This is a genomic window from Yoonia sp. F2084L (genome assembly GCF_023015625.1).
Classification (GTDB): domain Bacteria; phylum Pseudomonadota; class Alphaproteobacteria; order Rhodobacterales; family Rhodobacteraceae; genus Yoonia.
Genome location: NZ_JALKAH010000001.1, coordinates 999,891 through 1,017,143 on the forward strand (window position 1 = coordinate 999,891; position 17,253 = coordinate 1,017,143).

Annotated in this window: 21 protein-coding genes; all 21 read right to left on the reverse strand. The window is 57.1% G+C overall.

Annotation, left to right across the window (positions count from 1 at the left end):
• Positions 1–15: 15 nt before the first annotated feature.
• A complete protein-coding gene (locus MWU60_RS04930) occupies positions 16–777 on the reverse strand; it encodes a biotin--[acetyl-CoA-carboxylase] ligase (RefSeq protein ID WP_281493189.1) in 762 nt (253 codons plus the stop codon).
• Positions 767–2,203: an NADH-quinone oxidoreductase subunit NuoN gene (gene nuoN / locus MWU60_RS04935; protein WP_247226010.1), complete on the reverse strand. Its 1,437-nt coding sequence runs from the start codon at positions 2,201–2,203 to the stop codon at positions 767–769. The genes MWU60_RS04930 and nuoN overlap by 11 nt, the downstream gene beginning before the upstream one ends.
• Before the next feature lie 12 nt (positions 2,204–2,215).
• Positions 2,216–3,757, reverse strand: a complete 1,542-nt coding sequence (locus tag MWU60_RS04940; RefSeq protein WP_247226011.1) for an NADH-quinone oxidoreductase subunit M — start codon at positions 3,755–3,757, stop codon at positions 2,216–2,218.
• Positions 3,757–5,874, reverse strand: a complete 2,118-nt coding sequence (gene nuoL / locus MWU60_RS04945) for an NADH-quinone oxidoreductase subunit L (RefSeq protein WP_247226012.1) — start codon at positions 5,872–5,874, stop codon at positions 3,757–3,759. The genes MWU60_RS04940 and nuoL overlap by 1 nt, the downstream gene beginning before the upstream one ends.
• A gap of 5 nt (positions 5,875–5,879) precedes the next feature.
• Positions 5,880–6,185: an NADH-quinone oxidoreductase subunit NuoK gene (gene nuoK / locus MWU60_RS04950; protein ID WP_008235370.1), complete on the reverse strand. Its 306-nt coding sequence runs from the start codon at positions 6,183–6,185 to the stop codon at positions 5,880–5,882.
• Between the two features lie 52 nt (positions 6,186–6,237).
• Complete coding sequence (locus tag MWU60_RS04955; RefSeq protein ID WP_247226013.1) at positions 6,238–6,708, reverse strand: hypothetical protein; 471 nt, start codon at positions 6,706–6,708, stop codon at positions 6,238–6,240.
• 6 nt (positions 6,709–6,714) lie between these two features.
• A complete protein-coding gene (locus MWU60_RS04960; protein WP_247226014.1) occupies positions 6,715–7,320 on the reverse strand; it encodes an NADH-quinone oxidoreductase subunit J in 606 nt (201 codons plus the stop codon).
• Complete coding sequence (locus tag MWU60_RS04965; RefSeq protein ID WP_247226015.1) at positions 7,317–7,715, reverse strand: carboxymuconolactone decarboxylase family protein; 399 nt, start codon at positions 7,713–7,715, stop codon at positions 7,317–7,319. Before MWU60_RS04965 ends, MWU60_RS04960 begins: the two co-directional genes overlap by 4 nt.
• Positions 7,712–8,110 (reverse strand): carboxymuconolactone decarboxylase family protein, encoded by a 399-nt coding sequence (locus MWU60_RS04970; RefSeq protein WP_247226016.1) that lies wholly within the window; start codon positions 8,108–8,110, stop codon positions 7,712–7,714. The genes MWU60_RS04965 and MWU60_RS04970 overlap by 4 nt, the downstream gene beginning before the upstream one ends.
• The gene (nuoI, locus tag MWU60_RS04975) at positions 8,107–8,601 is read right to left on the reverse strand and encodes an NADH-quinone oxidoreductase subunit NuoI (RefSeq protein WP_247226017.1); all 495 of its coding nucleotides are present in this window, start codon (positions 8,599–8,601) and stop codon (positions 8,107–8,109) included. Before nuoI ends, MWU60_RS04970 begins: the two co-directional genes overlap by 4 nt.
• Before the next feature lie 3 nt (positions 8,602–8,604).
• Entirely contained in the window at positions 8,605–9,645 is a 1,041-nt protein-coding gene (gene nuoH, locus MWU60_RS04980) for an NADH-quinone oxidoreductase subunit NuoH (protein WP_247226018.1), read from the reverse strand.
• Positions 9,646–9,656: 11 nt separating this feature from the next.
• Complete coding sequence (gene nuoG, locus MWU60_RS04985; RefSeq protein ID WP_247226019.1) at positions 9,657–11,675, reverse strand: NADH-quinone oxidoreductase subunit NuoG; 2,019 nt, start codon at positions 11,673–11,675, stop codon at positions 9,657–9,659.
• 137 nt (positions 11,676–11,812) lie between these two features.
• Positions 11,813–12,217: a DUF5333 domain-containing protein gene (locus tag MWU60_RS04990; protein WP_247226020.1), complete on the reverse strand. Its 405-nt coding sequence runs from the start codon at positions 12,215–12,217 to the stop codon at positions 11,813–11,815.
• 100 nt (positions 12,218–12,317) lie between these two features.
• Complete coding sequence (locus tag MWU60_RS04995; RefSeq protein ID WP_247226021.1) at positions 12,318–12,827, reverse strand: DUF3291 domain-containing protein; 510 nt, start codon at positions 12,825–12,827, stop codon at positions 12,318–12,320.
• Entirely contained in the window at positions 12,796–13,029 is a 234-nt protein-coding gene (locus tag MWU60_RS05000; RefSeq protein ID WP_247226022.1) for a hypothetical protein, read from the reverse strand. The genes MWU60_RS04995 and MWU60_RS05000 overlap by 32 nt, the downstream gene beginning before the upstream one ends.
• Positions 13,030–13,040: 11 nt before the next feature.
• Positions 13,041–13,439 carry a hypothetical protein gene (locus MWU60_RS05005; RefSeq protein ID WP_247226023.1) on the reverse strand — a complete coding sequence of 133 codons (399 nt, stop codon included), beginning with the start codon at positions 13,437–13,439 and terminating at the stop codon, positions 13,041–13,043.
• Complete coding sequence (gene nuoF / locus MWU60_RS05010) at positions 13,439–14,725, reverse strand: NADH-quinone oxidoreductase subunit NuoF (RefSeq protein WP_247226024.1); 1,287 nt, start codon at positions 14,723–14,725, stop codon at positions 13,439–13,441. The genes MWU60_RS05005 and nuoF overlap by 1 nt, the downstream gene beginning before the upstream one ends.
• Entirely contained in the window at positions 14,725–14,955 is a 231-nt protein-coding gene (locus tag MWU60_RS05015) for a DUF5337 domain-containing protein (RefSeq protein WP_247226025.1), read from the reverse strand. The genes nuoF and MWU60_RS05015 overlap by 1 nt, the downstream gene beginning before the upstream one ends.
• 15 nt (positions 14,956–14,970) lie before the next feature.
• Positions 14,971–15,627 carry an NADH:ubiquinone oxidoreductase gene (locus MWU60_RS05020; protein ID WP_247226026.1) on the reverse strand — a complete coding sequence of 219 codons (657 nt, stop codon included), beginning with the start codon at positions 15,625–15,627 and terminating at the stop codon, positions 14,971–14,973.
• Between the two features lie 190 nt (positions 15,628–15,817).
• The gene (gene nuoE, locus MWU60_RS05025; RefSeq protein ID WP_247226027.1) at positions 15,818–16,873 is read right to left on the reverse strand and encodes an NADH-quinone oxidoreductase subunit NuoE; all 1,056 of its coding nucleotides are present in this window, start codon (positions 16,871–16,873) and stop codon (positions 15,818–15,820) included.
• Between the two features lie 73 nt (positions 16,874–16,946).
• Positions 16,947–17,249, reverse strand: coding sequence for a hypothetical protein (locus MWU60_RS05030; protein WP_247226028.1), 303 nt, complete (start codon positions 17,247–17,249; stop codon positions 16,947–16,949).
• Between the last annotated feature and the right edge of the window lie 4 nt (positions 17,250–17,253).

The following is a 17,253-nucleotide window of genomic DNA, read 5'->3' on the forward strand; positions in this document are numbered from 1 at the left end:
GGTCGCCTCCTTGTCCTAGAAAAATACGTCCGCAGCAGGGATCGCGCGTGGTCCGGTGCCTGTGATCAGCACAAGGTTGCCGTCACGGTCGATGCTGTCAAAGATGCCGGTCACGTCTTCACGGCCTGTGCGGGCTGTGATCACCTCACCCAAGCGCGCGGCGTTCGACATCCAGTCATCGCGGATACGGTCAAAGCCAAGACGTAGCAGTTTGGCTTCTTGCGTGGCATAGGCATCGGCAACGGTTGAAAGAAAGTCCTTGGGGGACACGTCTTCGCCACCTGCGTTTGCGAGGCTGATTGGTGCGAAACTGGCATCTTCAACGCCTTCGGGCGTATGTCGCAAGTTCACGCCAATCCCGATGGAAAGCCAATCGACAAAGGGCCCCTGCCCGCTGCTTTCCAGCAAGATACCTGCGACCTTGCCACCAGAAAGCAGCACGTCATTGGGCCATTTCAGCGACAGTTTGTCGGCTGAGATATAGATCGCCAGCGCTTGATACAGCGCATTCGCCGCAAGGAATGACCGTTTTGCCGCCTCAGCCGGTGTGGCCTCTGGCCTGAAAATCAAAGTGGCGTTCAGATTGCCCTCAGGCACAACCCACTTACGTCCGCGTCGTCCGCGCGCGGCAGTTTGCGTCTTGGCCATGATCCATGTGGGCCGCTGAATATCTGGTGCACGCCGCATGGCTTCGGCCATCGTGCTGTCGACACTATCCAGCACAACGCGGTCGTAGCCCTCGGGCCACGGGCTATGATCATCTTGCTTAGTTGACAAGCGTCGCCGCCGCTGCCGCTGCGATTGGCTCGATCCCGAAGAGGTTCACAACACCAATCAGCATTACCGCAGCAGAGCCCATCAAGAAGGTCCAAAGCACCGGGTTCATCTTGCCATCAAGCGCTTCGCCTTCTTCACCAAAGTACATGAAATACACGATACGGATGTAGTAGAACGCGCCGATCACGGATGCGATCACACCAGCGACGGCAAGCCATGCAAGGCCACCATCATAGGCGGCACGCAGCACGTAGAACTTGCCGAAAAAGCCGACCATCGGTGGCACACCAGCCAGGCTGAATAGCAGCACAAGCATCGCAAGCGCGCGCAACGGCTGACGTTTGGAATACATCTTGAGGCTGTCGATGTTGGTCACTGGCCGCCCGTCACGCTCCATCGCAAGGATGAAGGCAAAGGTGCCGATGTTCATCGTCACATAGATCGCCATATAGATCAGCATCGCCTGCACGCCGAAAGCCGTGCCAGCGGCCAGACCCATCAGCGCAAAGCCCATATGCGCAATGGATGAATAGGCCATCAGGCGTTTGATGTCTTTTTGGCCAATCGCAGCGATTGCGCCAAGAAACATGGACACGACCGAAAGGAATGCCACGATCTGCTGCCAATCACCGACGATCCCGCCGAAAGCGTCATGCACAACGCGGGCGAAAAGCGCCATCGCAGCAACCTTTGGGGCGGTTGCAAAGAAGGCGGTCACCGGGGTGGGCGAACCTTCGTAGACGTCTGGTGTCCACATGTGGAACGGGGCGGCGGATACTTTGAACGCAAAGCCCGCGATCAGGAAGACGAGGCCGAAAAGGAGGCCGAGCGATGGCTCATTCGCGGTGGCTTCGATGATGCCGGCGAAAAGTGTTGTGCCTGCAAACCCGTAAGTCAGCGACGCACCATAAAGCAGCAAGCCAGAAGAGAGTGCGCCGAGCACGAAGTATTTCAAACCCGCCTCGGTCGATTTCACGCTATCACGGCGCAGCGATGCAACCACGTAAAGCGCCAGCGATTGCAGCTCAAGCCCCATATACAGCGCCATCAGGTCGCCTGCTGACACCATCACCATCATGCCAACCACGGCAAGTGCGATCAAAATAGGGTATTCGAACCGCAGTAACCCACGCCGCTGCATATAGCTTTCGGACATCAACAGAACCGCAGCCGCAGAGAGCAGGATCACAATCTTGGCGAACCGCGAAAAACCGTCATCAACAAACATGCCCCCAAAGGCGATGTTCGTCCCCTGCCCGTTGATCCCGATCCAGACCGCCAGCAGCACGAACAAACCCGACGTCGCCCATGTCAGCAGCGGGGCCATGCCGTCTTTGGTGGTATAAACCGCCGCCATCAATGCGCCCATGGCGTAAACCGCCAGCAGAATCTCGGGCATCAGGATTTGGATATCAGCGCCAATCATAACGGGCTTTCCTTAATTCGCAGCAAACTGCGTGGCGGCCTCAAAGGCCGCCAGCGCGGTTTCATAGTTGCCGACCAGCGCAGAAACGCTTGGGCCAATAATGTCGAGGACAAGGGCGGGATAGACCCCCAAAAGAAGGGTCATGACAACCAACGGTGCAAAGATCACCCGCTCGCGTGTGCCCATGTCTGTGATGGTTTTCAGGCTTTCCTTGATCAGATCGCCAAAGACGACCCGGCGATAAAGCCACAGCGCATAGGCCGCCGACAGGATCACACCCGAAGTCGCGAAAAGCGCGATCCATGTGTTCACCTGGAAGATACCCATCAGCACAAGGAACTCACCCACAAAGCCCGATGTGCCCGGCAGGCCGACGTTGGCCATCGTGAAGAACATGAAGATCAGCGCATAGGCCGGCATCCGGTTCACGAGGCCCCCATATGCATCAATCTCGCGCGTGTGCATCCGGTCGTAAATCACGCCGACACACAAGAACAGCGCACCAGAGATAAATCCGTGGCTGATCATCTGGAAGATCGCCCCGTCGATACCCTGCTGGTTGACCGCAAAGATCCCCATGGTCACGTAACCCATGTGCGCGACAGAAGAATACGCGATCAGCTTTTTCATGTCTTCCTGCACCAATGCGACCAGCGATGTGTAGACAATCGCAATGGCAGACAGGGTCAGAACCAGCGGCCCCATCACCTCTGATCCGACAGGGAACATCGGCAGGCTGAAGCGCAGGAAGCCGTAGCCGCCCATTTTCAACAGGATCGCGGCCAGTACGACCGAACCCGCAGTTGGCGCCTGTACGTGCGCATCCGGCAACCACGTATGGACCGGCCACATCGGCATTTTGACCGCGAAGCTGGCAAAGAACGCGAGCCACAGCAGCGTTTGCATGCCGCCAACGATCTGCACACCAAGAACGCTGAAGTTTTCGGTCCCAAAGGTATGCGTCATCAGCGTCGGGATGTCCGTCGTACCAGCATCCGAGAACATCGCGACCATCGCCACCAACATCAGGACAGAGCCTAGGAAGGTATAAAGGAAGAACTTGAAGGACGCATAGATCCGGTTCTTGCCGCCCCAGATACCGATGATCAGGAACATCGGGATCAGACCCGCCTCAAAAAACAGGTAGAACAGTACCAGATCAAGCGCGAGGAAGACACCCAGCATCAGGGTTTCCAAGATCAGGAAGGCGATCATGTATTCCTTGACGCGGGATTTCACATCCCAGCAAGAAGCGATCACCAGCGGCATCAGGAATGTGGTCAGCATCACGAAGAGGATCGAAATGCCATCAACGCCCATCTTATATTGCAAGCCCAGCAACCAATCGCGGGTTTCCACCATCTGGAAACCGGTGTCGGCGGGGTTAAAATTCGTCAGGATGAACAACGAACAGATGAATGTTACCGCTGTCGTAACCAGCGCCACCCATTTCGCGTTGCGCTGTGCGGCCGCATCATCACCACGCAGGAACAGCGCCAGAATGACCGCACCTAGCAATGGCAGGAACGTGGTGAGTGAAAGGATATTGCCCATCAGTTCGCTCCCCCGAACAGCGTCATCCAGGTCAGGAGGACCGCAATCCCAAGCACCATCGCAAAGACATAGCTAAAGATGTAGCCAGACTGCGCACGACCCGCGAGCCGTGTCAGGAACGGCACGATCCCCATAGCGACACCATTGATCCCGCCGTCGATTGTGTTGGTGTCACCCTGTTTCCACAGGATGCGGCCCAAGGCGAATGCGGGACGGACGAAGACGAAGTTATAGATCTCGTCAAAGTACCATTTGTTCAGCAGGAACTGATAAAGCGGCGCTTGCTGCTCGGCCAGTTTCGCGGGCCAGTCGGGGCGACGGATGTACATTTGATAGGCCAGACCCAAGCCTGCGAGCATTGCCACGAACGGCGCAATCTTGACCCAGACAGGGACTTCATGGGCGTCGTTCAGCACGTGGTTGTCGGGGCTGTTGTGAATGGCCCCTTCACCCGGTGCGCCGACAAGATTGTAGTGCGCTTTGCCGTGGCCGCCCTCTTCCGCGTGATCATCACCGTGATCATCCTCAGCCTTCGCTTCACCATGCTCGCTGGCTTCGGCGTAAGGCACGCCAAAGAACTTGCCGACCTTGTCGTTGGAGCCAAAGAACGACCCGTACCAGACCATACCGCTGAAGACCGCGCCGATCGCTAGCACATAAAGCGGGAACAGCATTGAGTTCGGCGCTTCATGCGCGTGCTCATGCGTGTGCGCATCGCCGCGTGGCGTACCGTAGAAGGTCAGGAACATCAGACGCCAGCTGTAGAAACTGGTCATCAGTGCCGCCACAACCAGCATCCAGAAGGCGTAGCCGCCAGCGGTGCCTGCATAGGCGCTTTCGATAATCGCATCCTTGGACACGAAGCCTGCGAAACCAATCGGGAAGCCCACGTAAAGCAGCGGAATACCAACGCCGGTGATCGCCAGCGTGCCGATCATCATCATCCAGAATGTCTTGGGGATCTTATGTCGCAAACCGCCATAGTTGCGCATGTCCTGCTCGTGATGCATCGCGTGAATGACCGAACCGGCCCCAAGGAACAACATCGCCTTGAAGAAGGCGTGTGTGAGCAGGTGGAACATGGCAACAGAGTAGACGCCAAGGCCAGCAGCCACGAACATATAGCCCAGTTGCGAACAGGTGGAGTACGCAATGACGCGCTTGATATCGTTCTGGACCAGACCCACGGTCGCGGCGAAGAAGGCAGTGGTCGCACCAAGGAAGACGATGAAGTTCGTCGTCGCCTCAGCATATTCCATCAGCGGCGACATGCGGCAGACAAGGAACACACCAGCGGTCACCATGGTCGCGGCGTGGATCAGGGCCGACACGGGCGTCGGGCCTTCCATCGCGTCGGGCAACCATGTGTGCAGGAACAGTTGCGCGGATTTACCCATCGCACCGATAAACAGCAGGAAGGCAATCAGGTTCAGCGTGTTCCAGTCACGCCACAGGAAGGTGATGGTCGCATCTTGCAGATCAGGGATCGCGGCGAAGATGTCATCAAACTTGATGCTGTCGGTCACCATATAAAGCGCGAAAATACCCAAGGCGAAGCCGAAGTCACCGACCCGGTTCACCACAAAAGCCTTGATCGCAGCGGCGCCAGCGGATGGCTTACGGTAGTAGAAACCGATCAGAAGATATGAGGCCACGCCCACGCCTTCCCAGCCAAAGAACATCTGCACAAGGTTGTCGGCTGTCACCAGCATCAACATCGCAAAGGTGAAGAACGACAGGTAGGCAAAGAAACGGGGGCGATAGCTTTCGTCTTCTTTAAAATTCTCGTCATGGGCCATGTAGCCAAAGGAATAAAGGTGGACGAGGGCCGACACCGTGTTGATCACAATCAGCATGATCGCGGTCAGACGGTCCATCTTGATCGCCCAATCGGTCGACAGCGTGCCGCTTTCGATCCAGCGCAGGATGTTGACTGTATATGCACCGTTTGGATGGGCAGACGGATCAAATGTCAGGAACACGACCCAAGACAGGATCGCAGCAAGGAACAATAGGCTGGTCGCGGTCCACTGCGCGGCCGTTTCACCGATCAGTTTCCAGCCAAATCCGCAAAGGATGGCGCCGACAAGCGGGGCAAAGAGGATGATGGTTTCCATTGAACTTAACCCTTCATCACGTTGACGTCTTCAACGTCGATGGTCCCGCGGTTGCGGAAGAAACACACGAGGATCGCAAGGCCAATCGCGGCCTCGGCGGCGGCGACGGTCAGCACGAACAGGGTAAAGACCTGGCCGACCAGATCACCCAGATAGCTGGAGAAGGCCACAAGGTTGATGTTCACCGCCAGCAGCATCAATTCGATGCTCATCAGCAGGATGATCACGTTCTTGCGGTTCAGGAACAATCCGAAGATCCCGATGACAAACAGGGCCGCGGCCACCGTAAGATAATGTTCAAGTCCGATCATTCATTCGTCCCTCCGGGGCATTCCCCGATCTTCTTGTCTGTTGCGCCGCGGTTTAACCCGCGAGCATAAATTCCGTCTTGTCGCCGCGCAGTTCTGGATAGGCTGCCGCGCAGGCGCAGTTTTCTGTTGTTTCTGTCGTGATCACGATGTCGCGCGCGATGAATTCAAGGTCCGCCGCAATCCGCTCGAACGTGGCAAAGACGCGGGCACCGGATTGATGGCGCTCCAGCACTTCCAGCGCGTCATCGGTGCGGTCAAAGGCACTGCGACGGCCCATGTTTTCCTCAGCACTCCAAAAGCGCAGCATCTGGCCGCTGGCACATTCCACCAGCGAAAAACCCTTCGCGGTGCCTTCCTGCGACCACCAGTCCATCCACATCACGCGGCCTTCGCCCAGATCTGCATGGCGGATTTCACCACCATGACTGGGATGGGTCGTGCGTTTGCAATCGGCCAGCGTCAGGGCTTGGCCCTGACCGGCGACCAGCATCGCAGTGGTTGATATGATAGCAAGGTTGCGCATGCCCGCTTACAGACCCTGCCCCGGTTTCACGTCTTTCAATTCCATCGCCTTTGCAGGGTCACGGTACATCTGGGACAGCACATTCTGCCGCTTGATATCGACACGGTGGCGCAGCGTCAGGACAATCGCCCCGATCATGGCGACCAACAAGATCAGACCCGACAGCTGGAACAGCAGGATGTACTTGTCATAAATCAGCAGACCCAGTGCGCGGGTGTTATCCAGATCACCGGTCGGGGCTGCAATCCGCCCTTCAACCCCGTCCGCAAAACCCCAGACACCAAGTGCCAGCGCCAATTGCATCAAGATCACAACGCCGATCAGCAAGGCAAGAGGCAAATATTTCGTCATCTCCGCTTTCAGTTCGGCAAAATCGACGTCCAGCATCATCACCACGAAGAGGAACAACACGGCGACGGCGCCCACATAGACAATGATCAGCAGCATGGCGACGAATTCCGCTCCCAAGGTCACGAAAAGGCCGGCAGAGGACAGAAACGCCAGGATCAACCACAGCACCGAATGTACGGGGTTGCGGCTGACGACTGTCATCAGGCCGCCCGCAATGGTCGACACGGCAAAAAGGTAAAATGTGAACGCGAAGACGGTCATGCGCTTTCGTCCTTTTCCAACACTTCATTGGCCAGTTCCATCGCTTTGGTCATGGCTGGCACGCCAGCGAACATGCCCATCTGGGCAATCGCTTCGGCAATTTCTTGTTTGGTGGCATCCGCCTCAACCAGATGACGGACGGTTAGCCTGATCTGCGCCTCGGCCTGCGCGCCCAGGACGGTCAAACCGGCGAGCGTCAGCAAAAGCCGCGTTTTGGCGTCCAGCCCGTCTTTGTTCAGCCCCTTGCCAAAGAACATCTCCATCGTTTCTTTGGGCATGGTGGGCCAAAGCGCTTCAAACCCTTTGGGGGTAAAGGTATCGGCATCGACGTTCATCGACTTGGCCCAGTCTTGACCCATCTTCATCATCGCTTCAAAGGGGTTCTGATCAGTCATGCCGCCTCCTCCGCCTCGAACACCTCAATCGCGGTGTTCAGCGCGTTAACCATCGCAGGGAACCCGCCGTAAAGTGCCATCTGGTTGATCACCTCAGCCACCTCGCGCTTTGACGCGCCCGCCCGCAACGCGTTGCGAATATGCACGCGCAGTTGCGGCGCCGTTTGGCCACCCAAGGCAGTCAAGGCCGCAACCGTTGCCAGATATCGCGTCTTATCGTCTAGACCATCCCGTGTGTAATAGTGCCCATAAGCCACCTCAATCAGCGATTCCGCAAAACCCGGCAGCAACGCATCATAGCGGTCGCGCAACGTGTCCTCGATACCGGGGTTCGTTGCTTCTGCCGCAGGTTTGCCGCGCAAATACGCTTCGCTTTTGGGGACAGTGTCGATCATCGGTAGGGCGCATCCAGTTCAAGGTTGCGTGCAATCTCGGATTCCCAGCGGTCCCCGTTTTCCAGCAGCTTTTCCTTGTCATAATACAGCTCTTCACGGGTCTCGGTGCTGAACTCGAAATTCGGGCCTTCAACGATGGCATCCACCGGGCAGGCTTCCTGGCAGAAACCGCAGTAGATGCATTTGGTCATGTCGATGTCATAGCGGGTCGTGCGGCGGCTGCCGTCATCACGCGGTTCGGCGTCGATGGTGATGGCTTGGGCGGGGCAAACGGCCTCGCAAAGCTTACACGCGATGCAGCGTTCTTCGCCGTTGGGATAGCGGCGCAGGGCATGTTCACCCCGGAAACGGGGGCTAAGTGGCCCCTTTTCATGCGGATAGTTCAGCGTGGCCTTGGGCGAGAAGAAATACTTCATCCCTAGTTTGAACCCGACCCAGAAGTCCTGAAGCAGGAAGTATTTCGCGGCGCGGGTGTAATCCATTTGCGTCATTGATTAAGCTCCTACTGCCCAGCGTGCCCAAAAGCCGCCGAGTACTTCGTACTTTGCCAAGAACGACACGATCACAACCCATGCCAGTGACATTGGCAGGAACACTTTCCAGCCGATCCGCATCAACTGGTCATAGCGGTAGCGTGGCGTGATGGCCTTGACCATCGAGAACATGAAGAAGACCAGCGCCATCTTCAGGACCATCCACAAAATGCCGTCTGGCAGACCCGGGATCGGGGACAGCCAGCCGCCGAAGAACAAAAGCGAGATCAGCGCGCACATCAGCACGACGGCCATCAATTCGCCGATCATAAACAACAGGAACGGGGTGGATGAGTATTCCACCTGATAGCCTGCGACCAGTTCTGATTCAGCCTCTGGCAGGTCAAACGGTGGGCGGTTGGTTTCGGCCAAGGCACTGATAAAGAACAGGAACAGCATCGGGAAATGGGCGACCCAGAACCAGTTGAAGATACCCGCGTTGCCGTCTTGCGCCGCAACAATGGCACCAAAGTTCATGGACCCGGCTGAAATGATGACGCCAATAATGATCAAACCGATTGAGACCTCGTAAGAGATCATCTGTGCCGCCGACCGCAACGATCCAAGGAACGGATATTTGGAGTTCGACGCCCAGCCGCCCATGATCACGCCATAAACCTCAAGCGATCCGACAGCCAAGATAAACAGAATGGCCACGTTGATATCAGCCAATACCCATCCGTCGTTGAATGGGATCACCGACCACGACACTACGGCCAGAACAAAGGCAATCAGCGGTGCGAGGAAGAACACGACCTTATCCGCGCCTGCAGGAACCACTATTTCCTTGACGATGTACTTCAGAAAGTCCGCGAAGGACTGCAACAGCCCAAACGGACCGACGATATTCGGCCCTTTGCGCATTTGCACGGCGGCCCAAATTTTGCGGTCAGCGTACATCAAAAACGCCAGTGCGACCAAAAGCGGGATCAAAACCAGCAAACATTGCCCCAGGATCAGCAAGACGATGCCAAGGTTGGTATTGGTAAAGAATTCAACCATTGTCGTCGTCCTTATTCCGCAGCCATTGGCGCGGATTTACGTGCCTTTGCATTCGCGCTGAGTTCGGCCATCAGGCTGGAGGCGCGTGCAATCGGGTTCGTGAGATAGAAATCAGTGATGGCATTGCGGAAATCTGCACTGCCGGGCTTTTTGACAGGCAGCGGTTGCCATGCGTTTTCGGCAACTTCGTCAATATCACCCAGATGCGGGTGTGCCGCGACCAGCGCCTGACGCAGTTGCGCCATGCTGTTGTAGGGCAGTGTCGCATCCAATTCAGCGGACAAGGCTCGCAGGATCGCCCAGTTTTCCTTGGCCTGTCCCGGCGGGAAGCTGGCGCGCAATGCCAGTTGCGGGCGGCCTTCGGTGTTGACGAACAGGCCGTTTTCTTCGGTATAGGCCGCAGACGGCAGGATGATGTCGGCGCGATGCGCGCCACGATCACCATGGCTGCCTTGGTAGATCACAAATGCGCCGGGCTTTACCTCGACCTCGTCCGCGCCCAGATTGTAGATGACTTCGGCACCCTCAAGTGCTGCCTCCAGCCCACCCTCTGTCGCAGCCCCGACGTCCATCGCACCCACGCGACCAGCGGCGGTATGAAGCACCATAAGTTTGCCGTTGGTCTTTGCGGCGACATCCATTGCGGCGGCCAAGACAGCCTCACCATCGGCCTCTTGCAGGGCGCCCTGCCCGACAATGACCAAAGATGGTACATCTTTGACCTCACCAAATTTGTGGTTAGTCAATGCGACAAGCGCCTCACGATCTGTCCCCATATGCACGTAGTCATAGGTCAGATCCACATGCTCACCGATCAGCGCGACATTGGCCCCGCGTGACCATGCCCGGCGGATACGCGCGTTAAGAACCGGCGCCTCGTCCCGTGGATTGGTGCCGATCAGCATGATGTATTGGGCGTCATCAATATCTTCGATCTTGGCCGTTCCGACATAGGCCGAGCGGTTGCCAATCGGCAGTTTCGCCCCATCGGTGCGGCATTCGACGCGGCCACCCTGCCCTTCGATCAACTGCTTAAGCGCGAATGCGGCCTCAACCGGGGCCAGATCACCGACAAGGCCCGCAACCTTCTTGCCATTCATGGCAGCCGCAGCGGCAGAGAGCGCTTCGGGCCAACTGGCTTTCCGCAACCTGCCGTTTTCGCGGATGAAAGGCGTATCAAGGCGCTGCTTGCGCAGGCCATCCCATACAAAACGGGTTTTGTCGGAAATCCACTCTTCGTTCACGCCGTCATGGTTGCGCGGCAGAAAGCGCATGACTTCGCGACCTTTGGTATCCACACGGATGTTGGATCCTAGCGCATCCATCACATCGATTGATTCCGTCTTCGTCAATTCCCAAGGGCGTGCGGTGAAGGCGTAAGGTTTCGACACCAGCGCACCCACGGGGCAAAGATCAATGATGTTGCCCTGAAGGTTCGAATCGAGCGTTTCCCCCAGATAGCTCGTAATCTCCGCATCCTCACCACGGCCGGTCTGGCCCATCTGGTGAATACCCGCGACCTCTGTCGTGAAACGCACACAGCGGGTGCAGGAAATGCAGCGGGTCATGTGGGTTTCGACCAATGGACCAAGGTCCAGATCTTCGGTCGCGCGCTTGGGTTCGCGGAAACGGCTGAAATCGACGCCATAGGCCATCGCCTGATCCTGCAAATCGCACTCGCCACCCTGATCGCAAATCGGGCAATCCAGCGGGTGATTGATCAGCAAAAACTCCATCACGCCTTCACGGGCCTTTTTGACCATAGGCGAATTGGTTTTCACAACAGGGGGTTGGCCTTCTGGCCCCGGGCGCAGATCCTTGACCTGCATCGCACAGGAAGCGGCAGGTTTCGGCGGGCCGCCCACAACCTCAACCAGACACATGCGGCAGTTACCCGCGATGGAAAGCCGTTCATGATAGCAGAAACGCGGGATTTCTATCCCGGCTTCTTCGCAGGCCTGTATCAGGGTCATAGCCCCGTCAACTTCGACCTCATTCCCATCAATGATGACTTTACGCAGATCAGACATGGCGTGTCCTATGTGTTCCCTCTCGCGCTTTGATCGCTTGGGACCACACGCGTTGCCCCGCGTTCTAACGCGACAGGTCCCGCGATGCCAGTCAGATCGTCAAAAAAAGGCGCAATTTTCGCGCCTTTGCCAGTGTCTTAGCGCAAGAGCCAGCCAACGCGCGTATTTGCATCCATTTGGGCACGTCCGGCTGCGCAATATGTGGCCTCATTGCCCTCTACGACACCTATGAGGGCAAGCTGCTGGCGTGCGATGGCCTCCAACCGGTCTTTTTCAGCGTCGTCGTTGATATAGGCCTCAATCTCAGCCTCGGAATAGCCAAGATCGCGGGCATGGCTGCGCAAGGATTGCAGATAGTTAATCCCACGGAATAAACGTGCATTGATACTGCCGCATTCCTCGGAAATCTCATAGGCCATGCCCACATAGATGATCCCGTCACGCACTTTTGCGACGTCTTTCAAAGCGGTTTGCGCCGACAGATGACCAGCGGAAAATACGGTGGCCAAGGCCACAACGGCGGTAAGGGCAAGCTTTTTCATTTTTCATCTCCTGCAGGGCACTTTGAATGCCGCTTGGTTCTGGACTGAGATCACCACTTTTGGCCCGCTATTCAATATCAGGCGGTTGTCATCGGTTGCATTACGCCGGTTGACCAAGAGCCAGAGCCTTTAACCTTTTGGCATCAAATACTTTTTCACTCTCGCCGTGATCTTGCAACAATTGCCACTTTGTCATGCCTTCTGCCACATTGGGGCGGTAATTAGCCGGTACCCACCAGCACACAAGATGTCCGCTGTCGCCTGGAACAAACCAATCAGGTGCACCGCGCATGATGCGCGCATGCAAGGTTTTCGTCACAAAATGATACAAGGCATACGGGCTTTCCCACGTTGACAGCGTCGAGGCCGTATTGGGCCTGTCACGCAGCGGGCCGTTGGGGTCGTTCTGTGCTGCATCCATGTCTTCATCAGACATCCGCCACACAAACCCCGGACTGCGCGCACCAATGGCATTGACCTGATCGACCGCATCCTCAAACCCGGCTATCCGAGGGTCGCCCCAAGGGTAGGCTAAAGTGCCAAAGTTGAACTCGGCCAGATGCATGCGCGCCACCTTCTCAGCGCCGCCGTTGCCTTGTCGGGGCGACACCACCGATGCCTTTGCGCACAAAGGCCAGCGTGAGAATGATGCCGATCACACCCAAACCACCGGCCGCCGCATAAGCCCACACCGGTGCGATATCAGCCCTGATCGCGGTGATGGTAAACCATGCAGGCAATCCGCAGACCGCCGATGTGACAAGGGCCGCGCCAAAGCTCGCGGCCCCATCCAAAATGTTGCGAAAAGCCATAGGCGTTGCCCTTAGGCGGGAACCAACATCGCGCTGATCGCCGATCCTTCGAGGATTTCGGCATCGCCCGCTGCACAAAGATCACCACCGGGGATTTCAACATCGTGCTTTACGGCAAAGCTACGTTGCGCGACGTCTGTTTCCAACTCAATCGCGTTGCGCTGGCTGATTGCGGCCAAGGATCCGCGCCCAACTTCGTTGCGCGCTTCGTTCAGCGCGGAATCAAGTCCGGCGTCGTAGGTGTAGCGCGGGCAGCTTTGCGCGATCTGATTGGCGATGTTCAGGCTCGCGTAATACTGCGGCGTTGACATCGCAAACAGCTTTTGCACCGCCGGATCATCCAGTGACCGCCCGCCCGCTGCACAAGCGGCCAGTGTCAAAGCCGCGCCAAACATCAATCCACGTGTCATCATTCTGCTGCCATCCCTGCCATGCGTTTGTCTTTGATCCGGTCCTCGATCTCGTCCCGGAAGTTTTTTATCAGCCCCTGGATCGGCCATGCGGCCGCATCACCCAATGCGCAAATCGTATGTCCTTCGACCTGTTTTGTCACGTCCAACAGCATGTCGATTTCTTCCACGCTCGCGTTGCCTTCCACCAGACGCGCCATCACGCGCATCATCCAGCCGGTGCCTTCGCGGCAAGGCGTGCACTGGCCGCAGCTTTCGTGTTTGTAGAATTTGGACAACCGCCAGATCGCCTTGATCATATCGGTGGAGTTATCCATCACGATGACCGCAGCGGTCCCAAGCGAGGACCCTTTTTCTTTCAGCGCATCAAAGTCCATCACCGCATCGCGCATGTTTTCGCCGCGCACACATGGCACGGATGACCCACCGGGGATCACCGCTTTCAGGTTGTCCCACCCGCCGCGAATACCGCCGCAGTGCTTTTCAATCAGCTCTTCAAAGGAAATCGACATTTCCTCTTCGACCACACATGGGTTGTTCACGTGACCGGAAATCGCAAACAGCTTGGTACCAGCGTTGTTGGGGCGGCCCATGCCTGCAAACCAGTCGCCGCCACGGCGCAGAATGGTCGGTACAACGGCAATCGATTCAACATTGTTCACAGTCGTCGGGCAGCCATAAAGGCCCGCGCCCGCCGGGAACGGTGGCTTCATGCGCGGCATACCCTTTTTGCCTTCAAGGCTTTCGAGCAATGCGGTTTCTTCGCCGCAAATGTATGCTCCCGCACCGTGGGTCAGGTAGATGTCGAACGGCCAACCGGATTTCGCGGCATTCGGACCCACGAGACCCGCCTCGTAGCATTCGTCAATTGCCGCCTGCAGCGCCTCTTTCTCGCGGATGTATTCGCCGCGAATATAGATGTAGCAGGCGTTGGCATTCATCGCGAAAGACGCAATCAGACAACCTTCGATCAGCGTGTGCGGATCATGGCGCATAATCTCGCGGTCTTTGCATGTGCCGGGTTCGGATTCGTCGGCGTTGACGACCAGATAGGCCGGGCGCCCATCGCTCTCCTTGGGCATGAAAGACCATTTCAGTCCGGTCGGGAAACCCGCCCCACCCCGACCGCGCAGACCGGATGCTTTCATTTCATTGATGATCCAGTCACGCCCCTTTTCGATGATCGCAGCGGTGCCATCCCAATGGCCGCGCGCCTGCGCGCCTTTCAGCGTACGGTCATGCATCCCGTAAAGGTTCGTGAAAATCCGGTTCTCATCTTTGAGCATCAGTCATCGCCCTTGTCGTTTTGGCGCGCGCGCCAGAGTTGGTAGGTCTGCCACAGGGCAAACCCGAAACCGGCGAGCGCTGCAAGATCAAAAAGCGCGCGTGTGCGGTTGGACCAGTTATATTCTGCCCCAAGCATGATCGCCAAGACCCAGAAAACACCAGTTCCGGCAACAATCAACGCGACGCGTTGTCCGGCCTTGGCCTGATTTGTGTGTCCTTGCTGGGTCATGGCCTTGGTTGCGCTTTAGTAAACGTCGCCCTTGTCGACCTTTTTTGAAAACTCGGTCGCGCCACCGGCGGCCAGCGTTTTAGCCTGCGGCACCCATTCGTCACGGGTCGCACGGCCTTTGAAGCCAGCAAGGTTGTCATCCATCCAGGCCTGTTCCTTGGGGCCCCAGTCAGCGATCTGGTCAAAGTGGTAGATGCCCATTTCGTGCAAGGTCTTTTCGAGTTTGGGACCAACGCCTTTGATCTGCTTCAAATCGTCCGGGCCGCCTTCGCGTGCCGCACTGAGGAACTTTGGCGTGCCATCGTCGCTGGATGCAACGGTTTCAGCGACCGGAGCAGGTTCTGGCTCAGGCGCGGGTTCTGGCGCCGGGACTGGTTCTGGCGCAGGAGCCGGTGCTGCTGCAACGGGTGCAGGCGCGGGCTCAGCAGGTGCAGGTGCCGGTTCGGCAACTGGCGTCTTTGCAACCGGTTCCTCAACCGCGTCCGGTCCCGGTGCTGGCGCACGCCAGCCAATCGCCAGTACAATTGCCGCAATCAGGCCGACGCCACCGCCGATGCAGGCCGATGCAAAAAACGAGAAATCATAAAGAACGAATGCAACTCCGGCTGCAATAACGGCGAACAAGGCCGCCACGGCAATGATGCCCTGGCTGATCGGTGCTGTATCTTTCATCGTGTATCTTCTCCCTCAGGTGGCCGCTTGAGCAGCGGTGCAGACGTAGCGCGGCTGGTCTGCGTCAATTCGACCCATCCATGCGCCCCATAACATCTCTACCCGAAACTTTGCTGTTGGGTAAAGAAATACTGCAATTCAGTCCACTTAGTTGGCCACAAGCCCAGTAACGCGCACAATCAAAGGGCGCTTACTTGCCCTTCGCCAGATCTGCCGCCTGCGCCATCCAGTTGTCGCGCTCAATGCGGCCTTTGAATTTCAGACGGCTATCAACCCATGCGATTTCGTCCATGGTCCATTTGGCGATCTGATCAAAGTGCCAGAAGCCAAGATCGTTCAAGACGCTTTCAAGCTTGGGTCCAACACCACTGATCTTTTTAAGGTCATCAGCACCACCATCACGCGGCGCCGACAGCGTTTCTGGCTGTTTTTCGGCAACTGGCGCAGCCGCTTTTGGTGCAGCTTTCACGGGCGTTGATTTGACAGGCTTTGGTTTCGGCGTCGTGGCCTTTGCCTTTGGCGAAGGTGCCGCTTTGGCGTCTTTTACCCAAGGGGTCAGCAGTGGCACTTCAGTTCCATCAATCCGCTTGATGGTATCACCGATATCCGTCGCAAGTTGCGCGCTGGCGTTATACTTAGTCTTACCGCTGTCATAGCCTTTCAGACTGGTCAGCCCTTTCAGAGGCTCGGCAGCAAAGCGGCCGTTTTGCGGGCCGGGCGTTGGAACGCGACCAGCGGCCAATTCATCAATGATTTCGCCCAACCGCTCGGCGGTCAGGTCTTCGTAGTAATCCTTGCCGATCTGGGCCATCGGTGCGTTTGCACAAGAGCCGAGGCACTCGACCTCTTCCCACGAAAACTTGCCATCTGCCGACAGGGCATGGGGCTTATCGGATATCTTGTCCTTACACACACCAATCAGGTCCTCGGCCCCACAGATCATGCAAGACAGAGTGCCGCAGACCTGAATATGGGCAATTGACCCAACGGGCTGCAATTGGAACATGAAATAGAACGACGCGACCTCGAGCGCACGGATATAGGCCAGATCAAGCATTGCCGCGACATATTCAATTGCCGGGCGGGACAGCCAGCCTTCTTGCTCTTGCGCGCGCCACAAGATCGGGATGATGGCCGATGCTTGGCGCCCTTCGGGAAACTTCTTCATCTGTGCCTCGGCCCATTTCTGGTTGTCTGGCGTGAAGGCGAATGTTTCAGGCTGGTCTTGGTAAAGGCGGCGTAGCATCAGGTCTTTCCGGTCATCTTTATGGTCACTTTATCCCCTAACACACCGGCCACGCCGGGCAAGAGATTTGTCGTCAGGCACAGGCCCCACCGGTGATCCGGAAGGTTGCCCCATCAATCTCGCCACGCCCCTCAGAGCGCAGTTCTGTCATCACTCGCGCCATATCTTGACGCGACAATACAGCGTCGGCCATGATCACATCGGTGTTGGCGCTGGTCAACGCACAGCCATTGGCCGCGACACTGCTGACAAAGCGTTCTTTGGCTGATTGTGGCACGACCATTGGCGTGGGCGCCGGTGTTGGTACTGGCACAGCAATTGGCACGGCACAGGCCGAAAGGCCCACAAATGCAACAAGGGTCAGTCTACCGATCATCTTC

Coding starts and splice junctions, on each gene's coding strand:
- MWU60_RS04990 (WP_247226020.1), bottom strand. CDS start 12,217: ATGAAAAAGCTTGCCCTTACCGCCGTTGTGGCCTTGGCCACCGTATTT.
- nuoN (WP_247226010.1), bottom strand. CDS start 2,203: ATGATTGGCGCTGATATCCAAATCCTGATGCCCGAGATTCTGCTGGCG.
- nuoI (WP_247226017.1), bottom strand. CDS start 8,601: ATGACGCAAATGGATTACACCCGCGCCGCGAAATACTTCCTGCTTCAG.
- MWU60_RS04960 (WP_247226014.1), bottom strand. CDS start 7,320: ATGACCGTCTTCGCGTTCACATTTTACCTTTTTGCCGTGTCGACCATT.
- MWU60_RS05030 (WP_247226028.1), bottom strand. CDS start 17,249: ATGATCGGTAGACTGACCCTTGTTGCATTTGTGGGCCTTTCGGCCTGT.
- MWU60_RS04940 (WP_247226011.1), bottom strand. CDS start 3,757: ATGGGCAATATCCTTTCACTCACCACGTTCCTGCCATTGCTAGGTGCG.
- MWU60_RS05020 (WP_247226026.1), bottom strand. CDS start 15,627: ATGAAAGATACAGCACCGATCAGCCAGGGCATCATTGCCGTGGCGGCC.
- MWU60_RS05000 (WP_247226022.1), bottom strand. CDS start 13,029: ATGGCTTTTCGCAACATTTTGGATGGGGCCGCGAGCTTTGGCGCGGCC.
- nuoF (WP_247226024.1), bottom strand. CDS start 14,725: ATGCTCAAAGATGAGAACCGGATTTTCACGAACCTTTACGGGATGCAT.
- MWU60_RS04965 (WP_247226015.1), bottom strand. CDS start 7,715: ATGACTGATCAGAACCCCTTTGAAGCGATGATGAAGATGGGTCAAGAC.
- nuoH (WP_247226018.1), bottom strand. CDS start 9,645: ATGGTTGAATTCTTTACCAATACCAACCTTGGCATCGTCTTGCTGATC.
- nuoG (WP_247226019.1), bottom strand. CDS start 11,675: ATGTCTGATCTGCGTAAAGTCATCATTGATGGGAATGAGGTCGAAGTT.
- MWU60_RS05005 (WP_247226023.1), bottom strand. CDS start 13,439: ATGACACGTGGATTGATGTTTGGCGCGGCTTTGACACTGGCCGCTTGT.
- nuoK (WP_008235370.1), bottom strand. CDS start 6,185: ATGATCGGACTTGAACATTATCTTACGGTGGCCGCGGCCCTGTTTGTC.
- nuoE (WP_247226027.1), bottom strand. CDS start 16,873: ATGCTACGCCGCCTTTACCAAGACCAGCCTGAAACATTCGCCTTCACG.
- MWU60_RS04970 (WP_247226016.1), bottom strand. CDS start 8,110: ATGATCGACACTGTCCCCAAAAGCGAAGCGTATTTGCGCGGCAAACCT.
- MWU60_RS05015 (WP_247226025.1), bottom strand. CDS start 14,955: ATGACCCAGCAAGGACACACAAATCAGGCCAAGGCCGGACAACGCGTC.
- MWU60_RS04955 (WP_247226013.1), bottom strand. CDS start 6,708: ATGCGCAACCTTGCTATCATATCAACCACTGCGATGCTGGTCGCCGGT.
- nuoL (WP_247226012.1), bottom strand. CDS start 5,874: ATGGAAACCATCATCCTCTTTGCCCCGCTTGTCGGCGCCATCCTTTGC.